Below are 13,230 nucleotides of genomic sequence, written 5' to 3'. Positions count from 1 at the left end.
TACACATGACAGTGCTGATTCACGCAAGTGCTGCCTACAACGGAAAGTACAGCTTGAGCCCCGTAAATGACCTCAACTAGTCGACAGCATCGACGCAATTGTCGGAGCGGGGTCGCGGCCTCGTCTCGCCGCCGGCCTATGCTGAGCCGGTGACCGTCTTCGACTCGGCCGCCCAGCAGCAAATGTCACCGGACACGACGGCAGCCGCCGGCTCCCGGGCCCGAACCGCCGCTTTCTTTGACCTCGACAAGACCATCATCGCCAAGTCGAGCACTCTGGCCTTCAGCAAACCCTTCTTCGCTCAGGGACTACTGAATCGCCGTGCCGTCCTGAAATCCAGCTACGCCCAGTTCATCTTTTTGCTCTCCGGCGCCGACCACGATCAAGTGGACCGGATGCGCACCCACGTGACGAACATGTGCACCGGTTGGGATGTGGCGCAGGTGCGGTCAATCGTCAACGAAACACTGCACGATATCGTGACCCCCCTGGTGTTCGCAGAAGCGGCCGACCTGATCGCCGGCCACAAACTGTGCGGCCGTGACGTCGTGGTTGTCTCGGCATCGGGCGAGGAGATCGTCGGCCCTATCGCGCGTGCGCTCGGCGCCACACACGCGATGGCAACCCGAATGGTCACCAAGGACGGCAAGTACACGGGCGACGTCGCGTTTTACTGTTACGGCGAAGGCAAGGTGCAAGCGATACATGAGCTTGCCGCCCGCGAGGGCTACCCGCTGGAACACTGCTACGCCTATTCCGACTCGATCACCGATCTGCCAATGCTCGAGACGGTTGGCCACCCCTCGGTGGTCAACCCTGATCGCGGATTACGCAGAGAAGCCATCGAACGCGGTTGGCCGGTGCTGTCGTTCTCAAAACCAGTGTCCCTGCGCGATCGAATCCCAGCACCGTCGGGTGCGGCGATCGCCACCACCGCCGCCGTGGGAGTTACTGCGGCGGCCGCTGGGGCTGTCACCTACTCCTTGCTGCGCCGTTTCGCGTTCTAGCCTTCGGCCCACGCCGGGCCTAGCGACGCCAGCGCCCCACGCAGCAAACCCGCAACGGGCGTGATGCCATACTCTTGCCAAACCCTTGCCAACTTTCGCACAATTAGGCCTTGCTGCGCCGAGGGTCTAGTAGTACAAAGGAATCACGGAAGCTCGGCGAGGCCTAGATCGATTCGGAAGAGAAGGCTCGATCTCCCGACCCGAGCAACCAGCACGGTTCCCGGCACCCACGCGGAGTCATAGCCGCGATAATGGCAGAAGTGTTGCGGGCCTGCGTAGTTGCGAATTTCAGAAGGCGTTAGCGGCCCTTTGGGTGGGGTCCGCAGCCCGAAGTGTCGCAAAGTCGCCGAGGCCACCCACGCAACCCCAATAAATGCACGCTTGGTAACCGTGAACCGTGCTGGCGGGCGGCGATTCGATGACATCGGATCACCGCCCGCTTTATGTTTATTTCTCCACCTTTTCCGGGTTGTGTTTTGAGCAGCTAGCTACCGGCCCGACAGGGAATCCGCAATTGACAACGCCTCTTGCGCTCCGGCCTGCATCGCCCGGCAGCACAACACCAGCCAGCCGGCCACACCGTCTGGGGTGCCCTCGGCGAAGCCGCACGCCGCGTCGCGGTAATTCCCGGGCTGACGCATCCACCTCACCTCAGGCACACCAAGGCCGTGCGGATCGAGCCCGGTGGCGATACTGACCAATCGCGACACTGCGCGAGCCACCACACCGTCTGCACTACCAAACGGCTTCAACGTCAGCAGCTCTCCGTGGGCGACCGCGGCAACCACCGGAGCTGATGCCTGGGTGGGCGAGGCGACCACATCGGCGAGCAACTCCAGTCGCGGCCCAACTTCGCTGTCTCGCCGCGGCCTGCCAAGCCGATCTTCATCGACCTGCTCGGCTGCCGCCAACATATGCAACCGAGCCAGCGCCTGCAACGGCGCTCGCTGCCATACCCCAACCAAAGGGCCTGCGCCACCTTCCAACGCTTGCGCCACCCGCAACGCTCCGCCGAACACGGGATCGCTGACCCCTTGGTTTCCCGATACGCTTTCGGCCAAGTCATCCAGTCGGACGGGACCGCCGTCGAGCACTGACGAAGCCCGCGCCCCCCGCAGCGCCGCCTCGGCCGCCGTCAGGGGCCAGCCCCGCAGGTTCGCCCGATGACGGTGCGCCCGGCCCAGCGCGTCACGTGCCTGTTCGCTAGCGGCGGCGACACCAGGAAGGTCCATCAGCGGTGCCAGCGGGTCGATCGTCACAGGTTGCCAACCTATCGGGGAGCACCCGGCGCCCCAGGAATGGCCTCGAGTAACTCGCGCGTGTACGGGTGACTGGGCCTGGTGAACACCTCCTCGGTGGGCGCATACTCCACCACTCGGCCGGCACTCATCACCAACACGTCGTCGGCGATCTGTCGGATCACCGCCAAATCATGGCTGATGAACAAGTAGGTCAAGCCCAGCTGGGCCTGCAGATCGGCCAACAGAGCCAGAATCTGTGCCTGAACCAAGACGTCGAGCGCAGAGACGGCCTCGTCGCACACCAGCAACTCCGGCCGCAGCGCCAGGGCCCGAGCGATGGCGACCCGCTGCCGTTGACCACCGGATAGCTCCCGAGGCAGCCGGCCCAGCACCGACGACGGCAGCGCTACCTGCTCGACGAGCTCATGCACCGCTCGGCGGCGCTGCCCCCGGTCACCAACCCGGTGGATACGCAATGGTTCCTCAATGGCCCGAAACACCGAGTACATGGGATCCAGACTGCTGTAAGGATTCTGGAATACCGGCTGCACCCGACGACGAAAAGCCAGCGCTGCATCCCGGTCTAGTTTGGCAGTACCGGCTTGGACCTTCTCTCCGCCGAAGACCACCGTGCCCGAGGTCGGCTGCAACAAACCCAACACCATCTTCGCGACCGTCGACTTCCCAGAACCCGATTCGCCGACGATGGCTAGGGTGCTGGCACGTCGGAGCCGAAAAGATACCTCCTCGACGGCCCGAAACTCCGCGCGCCGCCAGGGTGCGCCGCGCGACTCCCGGTAGCTCTTGGTCAGCTCCGACGCCACCAGAATGTCGTCCCGCCCAGGTGCGCGCCTGCCCGCCTGTTCCGCTGCTCCACTAGCCACCTGCAACCGAATTCGGCCCGAACTGTTGTCGCGCGCGGCCGACGATGGAGCAGCAGCCACCAGCTCGCGCGTGTAGTCGTGTTGCGGGTTGCTCAGAATCGATTGCGCCGCACCGGACTCCACCACCATGCCGCGATAGATAACGGCCACCGACTCGGCCCGCTCGGCCGCCAGCGCCAAATCGTGGGTGATCAGCAGCAACGCGGTGCCCAATTCCTTGGTAAGGCGCTGCAAATGGTCCAGCACCTGCCGCTGCACCGTGACATCCAACGCAGACGTCGGCTCGTCGGCGATCAGCAGACGCGGCCGACCCGCCAGTCCGATGGCGATAAGCGCGCGCTGACACATGCCACCCGACAACTGGTGCGGATACCGCCCCGCCTGCTTACCCGGATCGGGCATGCCGACCTCGGCGAGCAACTCCACGGCTCGCCGCCGCGCTTCGCGACCATCAGTGTTAGCACGCAGCGCTTCCCGGATTTGAAAGCCAATCTTCCAAACCGGGTTCAGGTTTGTCATTGGATCTTGGGGCACGTAGCCGATGTCACGACCTCGGATCGACCGGAGCAGCCGCCGGTCCGCAGATGCAATGTTGAGTCCATCAAACATGATGCGCCCAGCGGTAATTCGTCCACCGCGTGGAAGTAGCCCCAGAACCGCGGCCGCGACCGTAGATTTCCCCGATCCCGATTCGCCGACAACCGCAACGGTTTGCCCGCGACGAACCGTCAGGTCTACCCCGCGAACCGCGTGAACATCTTCGCCGAAGCAGACTTTTAGCCCCTCAACCGACAGCAGCGGCGCCGCATCACCACTCACAGACGCAGCCTGCCCTCATCGGTTCGCTCTGCATCTCGCCGGTACGACTCATGCGCGCAGTGCCCGTGAAGCCGGATCCAGGGCATCGCGCAATGCGTCGCCCATCATCATGAAGGCCAGCACTGTAATCGCTAACGCACCAGCGGGATAGAACAATATGGGCGAGCCCGAACGCAGTCGCGTCTGCGCAACGCTAATGTCGCCGCCCCAGGACACCACCGATGCCGGAAGCCCGACCCCCAGGTAGGAAAGCGTCGCCTCAGCGACGACAAAGGCACCGAGGGCAATCGTTGCCACCGCGATCACCGGCCCCACGGCGTTAGGCACCGCATGTCGGATCAGAATTTGAAACCTACTTAGCCCCAGAGCTTTAGCAGCAAGAACGTAATCGCTTTGGCGAACCTCCAGCACCGCACCGCGAGCGATCCGAGTGACTTGCGGCCAGCCGAAAAGCGATAGAATCGCGATTACCGTCCATACCGTGCGATGGTGCATAACTTGCATAAGCACGATAGCGGCCAACAGCAACGGCAATCCGAAGAACACATCGCTGATGCGCGAAATCACAGCATCGACCCATCCGCCGTAGAAACCAGCCAGCGCGCCCAAAGTCCCACCGATAACGAACACCGCCAGTGTGGCTCCCAACCCGACAGTGACCGAAGCACGCGCCCCGTAGACCGTGCGCGCATAGATGTCGTGGCCCTGCAGATCAGTGCCGAACCAATGTGCGGCCGACGGACTCAGCAGACTCTGGCTGGGGTCGGCGTACTTCGGATCGACTCCGGTGAACAACGCCGGAAACGCCACGACGACAAGAATCAGCGCGATCAACGAGGCCGCAATAACAAACTTTGGACGGCGCCGCAGCCCGCGCCAGGTAACGTGCCAGAACCCGCTCGACTCAGCCATACCGGATCCTCGGATCCAACGCTGCGTACAGCAGGTCCACCAAGAGATTCGCAATCAAATAGACCAACACCAGCACCGTCACGATCGACACCACCGTCGGTGCTTCCTGGCGGGTGACCGCCTGATACAAAACCCCGCCGACGCCGTGGATGTTGAAAATTCCTTCGGTCACAATGGCGCCGCCCATCAACGCACCCAGATCTGCTCCCAAAAAAGTCACCACTGGGATCAGCGAGTTCCGCAGAATATGCACCGTGACCACCCTGGGCCGTGACAGCCCTTTGGCCGTAGCGGTCCGCACGTAGTCGGCATGCGCATTTGCGGCCACCGCAGAACGAGTCAGCCGCACCACGTAGGCGAAGGACACAGCGCCCAGGACGATCCCAGGTAACAGCAAGCGATCGAACGTCGCCCGTCCGCCGACGGTGACCGGCACAATTCCCAGCCGAACCCCGAACAAGAACTGCGCCAGGAAACCGAGCACGAAGATGGGGATCGCGATAATGATCAGCCCGGTGACCAACACCGTGGCGTCAAAAATCCCTCCCTGCCGCAATCCGGCGATCACGCCGAACCCGATTCCCAACACCGCTTCCACTACCAGCGCGATTAGTGCCAGCCGCAGGGTTACCGGGAATGCGTGCGCCAGAACCGCCTTGACCGGAAGCCCCGAATAGGCGCGGCCCAGATCGCCGCGCACGATGCCCCCCAGATAGCGCAAATATTGGACCATGAACGGGTCGTCGAGGTGGTAGCGGGAACGCAGTTGGGCGGCCACCGCGGGAGTCAGCGGCCGGTCGCCGGCCAGCGCGGCCAGCGGGTCACCGGGCAGCAGGAATACCATGCCGTAGATCAGCAGCGTGGCGCCGAGAAAAACCGGCACCATGACAGCGACCCGACGCACGACGTACCAGCCCACCTCACTCCTTGACAATATTCTCGTAGTCGGGCAGCCCATTCCACGTGACCGTGACGTTGCTGACTTCAGACGACCACCCGACGACGGCTACGTTGTCCCATAGCGGAATAGCGGGCATGTCGTGAAACAAAATTCGCTGGGCGGCGTTGGCCAGCACATTCGCCTCCGACAAACTGGGCGCAGCCTCGGCCGCCGACATCGCCGCATCAAACTCCGGGCTGGAGTATCCGACATCGTTGGACCCCGCCCCGGTCGCGTACAGCGGGGCCAGGAATTCGATCATCGACGGATAGTCACCCTGCCATCCGGAGCGAAAAGCACTGTCGATAGTGCGGTTCGTAATCTGAGTCCGAAACCCGGCAAAGGTAGGTTGCGGTGCGCCGACCGCGTCGATACCCAGAACATTCTTAATACTATTCGCGACCGCGTCCACCCACTCCCGATGACCGCTGTCGGCGTTGTAGGCGATTGCGTATTGCCCACTCCACTTTGAGATCCCATTGGCTTGCGCCCAGAGCCGCCGAGCCCGGTCGGGGTCGAAGTCCAATGTGTCGTTGCCTGGCAAGTGGGGGTCGAATCCCGGTAGCGCTCGGGCAGTGAAATCGCGAGCGGGAGTCCGGGTGTCGACAAAGATGTGTTCGCAGATCTGCGAACGATTGATCGCAGCCGACAATGCCAGCCGGCGCAGCCGACCTTCCTCGCCACCGAAATGCGGCAACCGCAGCGGAGTGTCGAGACTCTGGTTTATTGCCACGGGCCCGCTGGTGGAATCGTCGCCTAGGTCACGCTGGTAGACCGGCAATGCGCTCGGCGGAATCGTGTCTAGGACATCGAGATTGCCGGACAGCAGGTCCGAATAGGCTGTATCCAGATTGGCGTAAAACTCGAACCGCAGGCCTTTGTTGCGGGGTTTCCGATTGCCATGATATTCGGGATTGCGCACCAGATCGATTTTGACATTGTGCTCCCAAGCCGGTCCGTCGAGACGTCGCTCATCGTCGTCAAGTTTGTAGGGGCCGTTACCAATCGGGTGGTCGCCGAAGGCGGCCATGTCCCGGAATGCCACTACCGGCAGCGGGTAGAACGAGCTGTGGCCCAGTCGCAGCGTGAAATCGATGGTCGGAGCCTTAAGACGCACAGTGAATTCAAGATCATTGACCACGTGCAATCCAGACATCGTGGTGACGCCTCGTCCGCTGGTCGGGCCAGCTACGTCATCGAAGCCCTCGATCGGGCTGAAGAAGCTCTGCTGCAGTTGGGCATTGGCACCCAACGCTCCGTAATTCCACGCGTCGACAAACGAATGGGCCGTCACTGGCGAGCCGTCGGTGAACTTCCAGTCGGGTTTGAGAGTGATCCGGTAGTTGACGTGGTCAGTGGTCTCGATCGACTGGGCGACCTCTGGTGATGGTTTACCAGTGGCATCGTAGGACACCAGACCAGCGAACAGCCGATCCAAGATCCGGCCACCGTTACTGTCATTGGTGCCGGTCGGAACCAGCGGGTTGGGTGGCTCGCCACCGTTGACCACCACCAGGTCGGGACTGAGCACCCCGCCTCCGCAGCCGGACACCGACGCGAGAACCAACAATCCCGCTGCTATGGCAGGCAGCACGGCCCGCATGCGATGCATGAGAGCGACCATAGGGCCTTCCGCCGCGCCAGTCAGACAGGGTCCGGCTTCCCCGGCTTGGTGTCGGCGTCCAAGATGGTGACGGCCGCGCCGGGTCGGTGACTAGGCTCTCTGCTGTTGACGAGGCAGCGAGCACGACCAGTCTCGCCGAACACCCTGACATAGGAGACACAACGGTGACTGCCACCAACCCCGAAAGCCCGGCGTCGTATCCGCCGTCGGCGCAGTTCGCTGAGCAGGCCAACGCCAACATAGAGCTGTACCGCGAAGCAGAGCAGGACCGGCTGGCCTTTTGGGCCAAGCAAGCCAGGCGGCTGTCTTGGGCGACCCCGTTCACCCAGGTGCTGGACTGGTCCGACGCTCCCTTCGCCCGGTGGTTCGTGGGCGGCAAGCTCAACGTCGCCTACAACTGCGTGGATCGCCACGTCGAAGCGGGCCACGGGGATCGAGTCGCCATCCACTGGGAGGGCGAGCCTTCGCACGACCACCGCACCCTGACCTATTCGGATCTGCAGACCCAGGTCTGCAAGGCCGCGAACGCGCTGACCGAGCTCGGTCTGGTCGCCGGGGACCGCGTCGCGATCTACTTGCCGCTCATCCCTGAGGCCGTCATCGCAATGCTGGCCTGCGCGCGACTCGGAATCATGCACAGCGTGGTGTTCGGCGGTTTCACCGCGACCGCATTGCGCGCCAGGATCGCAGACGCGCAGGCCAAACTGCTGATAACCAGCGACGGGCAGTTTCGGCGAGGCAAGCCCGTACCACTCAAAGACGCCGCTGACGAGGCGGTGGCACCGAACGCGGATGGCTCGGCTAGCTCCATCGAGCATGTTCTGGTGGTGCGGCGGACCGGAATTGATGTGTCTTGGCGAGCTGACCGCGACCTGTGGTGGCACGATGTGGTCGATTCCGCGGCGCCCGAACACGCCGCCCAATCGTTTGACGCCGAACATCCGCTGTTCTTGTTGTACACATCGGGCACTACCGGCAAGCCCAAGGGCATCGTCCATACCAGCGGCGGGTATCTATGCCAGAGCTCGTACACGATGCACACTATTTTCGACGTCAAACCGGACAGCGACATATTTTGGTGCACTGCCGATATCGGCTGGGTCACCGGGCACACGTACGGCGTCTACGGGCCGCTATCGAGCGGGATCACCGAAGTTCTCTATGAGGGCACGCCCGATACACCAGATCAGCACCGACATTTCCAGATCATCGATAAGTACGGCGTTACGATTTACTACACCGCGCCCACTCTGATTCGGACATTTATGAAGTGGGGCCGTGAGGTCCCCGACACCCATGATCTGTCCAGCCTTCGGCTGCTGGGGTCAGTCGGCGAGCCCATCAACCCCGAAGCCTGGCGTTGGTACCACGATGTGATCGGTGCCGGACGTTCCCCGATAGTGGACACCTGGTGGCAGACCGAAACCGGCTCGGCGATGATCTCGCCGCTGCCCGGAGTCACCGCGGCCAAACCCGGCTCAGCGATGGCGCCGCTGCCGGGAATCTCAGCCAAGATCGTCGATGACCATGGCGATCCTCTGCAGTCGGACAGCAAGGGAGTCGAACACGTCACCGGGTACCTAGTCTTGGACCAGCCGTGGCCGTCCATGCTGCGCGGCATCTGGGGCGACCCGGCCCGCTACTACCACGCCTACTGGTCGAAGTTCGCCGACAAAGGGTATTACTTCGCTGGAGACGGGGCTCGAATCGACTCCGACGGCGCAGTCTGGGTGCTGGGTCGCATCGACGACGTAATGAATGTGTCGGGGCACCGGATCTCCACTGCCGAGGTGGAATCGGCGCTGGTCGCCCACGCCGGGGTTGCCGAGGCCGCGGTGGTCGGGGTTGCCGACGACACCACCAGTCAAGCCGTCTGCGCGTTCGTCGTCATGCTCGCCAACTACGTCCCACACGACCGAACCAGCGAGGAGTTGCGCGCCGAAGTGGCCCGAACCATCTCGCCCATCGCAAAACCTCGGGATGTCCATGTGGTGCCGGAGCTGCCCAAGACCCGAAGCGGCAAGATCATGCGGAGACTGCTTCGCGATATCGCCGAGAACCGGGAATTAGGCGACACCTCGACCCTGCTCGATCCCTCCGTTTTCGACGCCATCCGGGGTGCAAGGTAGGCAGTGGCAGCCAACCGCTGGCACCGCGCTCGCCTGCTGCCGGGTGCGCCGATCAGGCGGGTAGCGGGACGAATCCGGCTCCCGGGCGGTTCTTACTGTCGATATCGGCAAGGATCGCACCCATCGACATCACAACTGCCGGGGTGTGCAGCGGTATGTATTTGATGACACAGCTGGGCAGGTTGTCGCTGAAAGCGCCGTGGATCATCCCGACCAGCAGATTGTTCACGGTGACCGGTCCCCCCGAATCACCAGGACCCCCACAGACCTGCATGACGATGGTGCCCGGATTCTGGCCGCGCCCCCAGGTGACGCCGCACGAGTTGCCTGTCGAGCGACCCTGCTTGCAGGCTATTTGCCCGAAAGCCGGTTCCGGGCCAATGCCATTGATCGCGAAGCCGTTGAAATTGGCAACCGGCGTTACCTTGGCCGGATCAAACTCGATCACCGCGTAATCGAGGCCCTCATTGCCGGCCACCATGGTGCCCACTGGGCCCTTATCCTCCGCGCCCTCCGCCGCAACCCGAGCACCCGGACCCCCGCAATGCGCTGAGGTAAAGCCGATCAAAGCACCGGTCTTGTCGTGGCCAATAGCGGTCAGGGTGCACAGTGCGTCCTCGTTGACCACGATGCCCGCACCGCCACCCATGGGGACTGCGTCGGCAGCAGTCGAGGCCGCTGCGGGTAGCAACACAAATGCTAGAAGCGCGGCGACGCCCACGGCGAAACACCGAGTCGCCATCTGCACGGCAGATCCTCCCGTCACGTGGTCGGACATCGGGGCACAGATGCGCCAGTCTAGATGATCGCCCAGCGGGTCGATTGCTACCGAAATCGCGTCGAACACGAATAACTCATGCCAATTTCCCCGACAAATTCAGCTTGCTGGCCCATAGTGTTCGACTGATCTCCTATGGTGCCGCACCGCATGGCAACATAAACCGCGACGACGGAGAATCGAGAGGACCCTCTGTGAGCACTGCTGATCGCAAAAACGGTGTGCCCAGCACGCTGACGACGATTCCGTTGACTGATCCGCACGCCGGACCGGCCGAACCCTCGGTCGGTGACCTGATCAAAGACGCGACAACGCAGATTTCGACGCTGGTCCGCGCCGAGGTCGAACTAGCCCGAGCCGAGATCACCCGAGATGTCAAGAAGGGTCTGACCGGGAGCATTTTCTTCATCTCCGCGCTTGTGGTGCTGTTCTACTCCACCTTCTTTTTCTTCTTCTTCCTCGCCGAACTGCTGGACAGTTGGCTATGGCGGTGGGTGGCGTTCCTGATCGTGTTCGCCATCATGGTCGTGGTCACCGGGTTGCTGGCCCTGTTGGGATTTCTGAAAGTCCGCCGGATCCGAGGACCGCGCCAGACTATTGAATCTGTCAAGGAGACACGCACCGCCTTTACGCCGGGCCACGACAAGGCCACCGCCACCAAACATCAGACCATCGTGTCCGACTGCAAGACGCCGACCGATCCCTCGGGTTGGTAGATGGCAGCACCAGATCCGTCCGTGACCCGTATCGCCGGGCCATGGCGCCATCTGGACGTGCACGCTAACGGCATCCGTTTTCATGTCGTCGAGGCGATGCGGTCCGACCAGCCTGTTGTCGCGGCGCCGAACAAACCCTCCGCCGAGCCGGCCACAGCGCGACCGCTAATCATCCTGCTGCACGGTTTCGGGTCATTCTGGTGGTCCTGGCGCCATCAACTACGCGACCTTACCGGGGCACGGGTAGTCGCGGTTGATCTGCGCGGCTACGGCGGCAGCGACAAACCACCCCGCGGGTACGACGGCTGGACGCTGGCCGGCGACACCGCCGGGCTCATCCGCGCGCTCGGCCATTCGTCTGCGACGCTGGTCGGTCACGCCGAGGGCGGCCTGGCCTGCTGGACCACCGCACTGCTGCATTCACGTCTGGTCCGCGCCATTGCGCTTATCAGCTCGCCCCACCCGGCCGCGTTACGCCGATCCACGCTGATGCGGCGCGATCAGGGCCGAGCGCTGCTGCCGACGTTGCTTCGGTACCAGGTGCCAATCTGGCCAGAGCGACTCCTCACCCGGCATAGCGGGGCTGAGATCGAACGCCTGCTGCGCAGCCGCGGCTGCGCAAAATGGGTTGCTTCCGAAGACTTCTCGCAAACTGTCAGCTATTTGCGGCAGGCGATCCAGATCCCGGCAGCCGCGCACTCCGCGCTTGAGTACCAACGCTGGGCAGTTCGTAGCCAACTGCGGGACGAAGGCCGACGCTTTATGAAGTCGATGAACCAGCGCCCCGGCATCCCCATCTTGCACCTACGCGGAGACGCCGACCCCTACGTACTGGCCGACCCCGTCGAACGCACTCAGCGCTACGCACCCCACGGCCGGTACGTATCTGTTTCCGGCGCAGGTCATTTCAGCCACGAAGAAGCCCCCGACGAAGTCAATCGCCACTTAACGCGGTTCTTCGAGCAAGTACACGGTTCCCCACTCAGCTGACGCAAGATCCAGTGGGCACCGGGGTGTTGGCGCCAATCTTGGAGAGCTGGCCGGCCACCTCGGCGGCCGTCAGGGCGAAACCGGTGTCGACGTCGTCGACGGCTGCACCGAACACCACGCCGAGCACACGACCGTTGAGATCGATCAACGGCCCGCCCGAATCACCTTGCTCCACATTGGCTCTGATGGTGTACACGTCGCGGGTAACCGGCTGCGGGTCCCGATAGATGTCCGGACCACTAAGTCTGATGGCCTCTCGAATCCTGGCGGGTGTCGCCGTGAAGTTGCCGCCACCGGGATAACCCAGTGCCACAACACTGGCACCGGTCTTCGCCTGGCTTTCGGCGAACAAGAGAGGCTCTGGCTGCAAGTTCGGCACAGCCAGGATCGCGATGTCGACCAAGGGGTCGTAGGACACCACGGTGGCATCAAGGGGCTTGCCGCTGGCGTAAACCGCGACGCTGCTGGATCCAGCCACCACATGAGCGTTTGTCATTACGCGATTAGGCGAAACGACGAACCCGCTGCCCTCCAACACTTTCCGGCAGCTAGGCGCCAGGCTGCGGATCTTGACGACGCTCGGCTGCGCCGCCACCACCACCGGGTTATTGACCAAAGCTGGGTCAGGCGAAGCAACCGGAATCACCGGCGTGCGACTGAACGGTTCCAAAACCGTGGGCAAGCCCGAAGTGTTCAGCAACGCTGACAGCCGCTTCGGCACCGTCTTCAGCCATGTTGGCGCCACCTCGTTGACCTGAGCGAGCACCCGTGAACCGCGCACCGCAGCAGCCAACTCTGGCTGCTCTTTCGATTGTGTCAGTGGCGTCGCCAATAGCCAGGCTGCGGTGAGTACAACCAGAAGCTGCACGCCCACCCCGATGACCGAGTCGACAAACCGGATCGGCTGGCTGCGGATTGCACCACGAACTGCCCGCCCAAGCACCACCCCGGCAACCTCACCGACGACGACCAACGCCAGGATCAAGAACAACGCGGCGAATAGTTTGGCTCGCGGAACATTGATATAGCTGACAATGTGCGGCGCAAGCAGCACGCCGGCAACGGCACCCAACAGCACACCGACAAACGACAGCATCGAGCCCAAAGCCCCTGACCGCCAGCCGGAAATGGCTGCGATAAAGGCCACCGCCAAAACCGCGATGTCCAACCACTGCGACGGGGTCATCGAA

The 13,230-nt window shown here is 63.0% G+C and carries 11 protein-coding genes; 4 read left to right on the top strand and 7 right to left on the bottom strand.

Annotation, left to right across the window (positions count from 1 at the left end; translation table 11 throughout):
• Positions 1-149 precede the first annotated feature (149 nt).
• Positions 150-1,007 carry an HAD-IB family hydrolase gene (locus ACO07W_RS12720; RefSeq protein WP_421843646.1) on the top strand — a complete coding sequence of 286 codons (858 nt, stop codon included), beginning with the start codon at positions 150-152 and terminating at the stop codon, positions 1,005-1,007.
• 488 nt (positions 1,008-1,495) lie between these two features.
• Here the strand turns inward: ACO07W_RS12720 and ACO07W_RS12715 are convergent, their stop codons facing one another.
• From ACO07W_RS12715 to ACO07W_RS12695, 5 genes are read right to left on the bottom strand one after another with little or no spacing between them, the layout of a single operon-like run.
• Complete coding sequence (locus ACO07W_RS12715) at positions 1,496-2,266, bottom strand: oxidoreductase (protein ID WP_421843644.1); 771 nt, start codon at positions 2,264-2,266, stop codon at positions 1,496-1,498.
• Positions 2,267-2,277: 11 nt separating this feature from the next.
• Positions 2,278-3,951, bottom strand: a complete 1,674-nt coding sequence (locus ACO07W_RS12710; protein ID WP_421843642.1) for a dipeptide ABC transporter ATP-binding protein — start codon at positions 3,949-3,951, stop codon at positions 2,278-2,280.
• Positions 3,952-3,999: 48 nt separating this feature from the next.
• Positions 4,000-4,863: an ABC transporter permease gene (locus ACO07W_RS12705; protein ID WP_421843640.1), complete on the bottom strand. Its 864-nt coding sequence runs from the start codon at positions 4,861-4,863 to the stop codon at positions 4,000-4,002.
• Entirely contained in the window at positions 4,856-5,782 is a 927-nt protein-coding gene (locus tag ACO07W_RS12700; RefSeq protein ID WP_421843638.1) for an ABC transporter permease, read from the bottom strand. The genes ACO07W_RS12705 and ACO07W_RS12700 overlap by 8 nt, the downstream gene beginning before the upstream one ends.
• A gap of 1 nt (position 5,783) precedes the next feature.
• Positions 5,784-7,427 carry a peptide ABC transporter substrate-binding protein gene (locus tag ACO07W_RS12695; protein WP_421843636.1) on the bottom strand — a complete coding sequence of 548 codons (1,644 nt, stop codon included), beginning with the start codon at positions 7,425-7,427 and terminating at the stop codon, positions 5,784-5,786.
• A 164-nt stretch (positions 7,428-7,591) separates the two neighbouring features.
• Here ACO07W_RS12695 and acs point away from each other — a divergent pair, with 164 nt between their 5' ends.
• Positions 7,592-9,556, top strand: a complete 1,965-nt coding sequence (gene acs / locus ACO07W_RS12690) for an acetate--CoA ligase (protein ID WP_421843634.1) — start codon at positions 7,592-7,594, stop codon at positions 9,554-9,556.
• A 52-nt stretch (positions 9,557-9,608) separates the two neighbouring features.
• Here acs and ACO07W_RS12685 read toward each other — a convergent pair whose 3' ends face one another.
• A complete protein-coding gene (locus tag ACO07W_RS12685; RefSeq protein ID WP_421845968.1) occupies positions 9,609-10,304 on the bottom strand; it encodes a serine protease in 696 nt (231 codons plus the stop codon).
• Between the two features lie 224 nt (positions 10,305-10,528).
• On the opposite strand from ACO07W_RS12685, the gene ACO07W_RS12680 reads away from it, so the two are divergent.
• Positions 10,529-11,050 (top strand): phage holin family protein, encoded by a 522-nt coding sequence (locus tag ACO07W_RS12680; RefSeq protein WP_421843632.1) that lies wholly within the window; start codon positions 10,529-10,531, stop codon positions 11,048-11,050.
• A complete protein-coding gene (locus ACO07W_RS12675; protein WP_421843630.1) occupies positions 11,051-12,040 on the top strand; it encodes an alpha/beta fold hydrolase in 990 nt (329 codons plus the stop codon).
• On the opposite strand, the gene marP is transcribed toward ACO07W_RS12675, so the two are convergent.
• Positions 12,033-13,226: an acid resistance serine protease MarP gene (marP, locus tag ACO07W_RS12670; RefSeq protein ID WP_421845967.1), complete on the bottom strand. Its 1,194-nt coding sequence runs from the start codon at positions 13,224-13,226 to the stop codon at positions 12,033-12,035. The two genes, ACO07W_RS12675 and marP, sit on opposite strands and share 8 nt — an antisense overlap.
• Positions 13,227-13,230 lie beyond the last annotated feature (4 nt).

Source organism: Mycobacterium sp. (assembly GCF_965230835.1).
GTDB lineage: Bacteria > Actinomycetota > Actinomycetes > Mycobacteriales > Mycobacteriaceae > Mycobacterium.
Note: the sequence above shows the minus strand (reverse complement) of the source record. Positions and strands in the feature narration are given on the sequence as shown.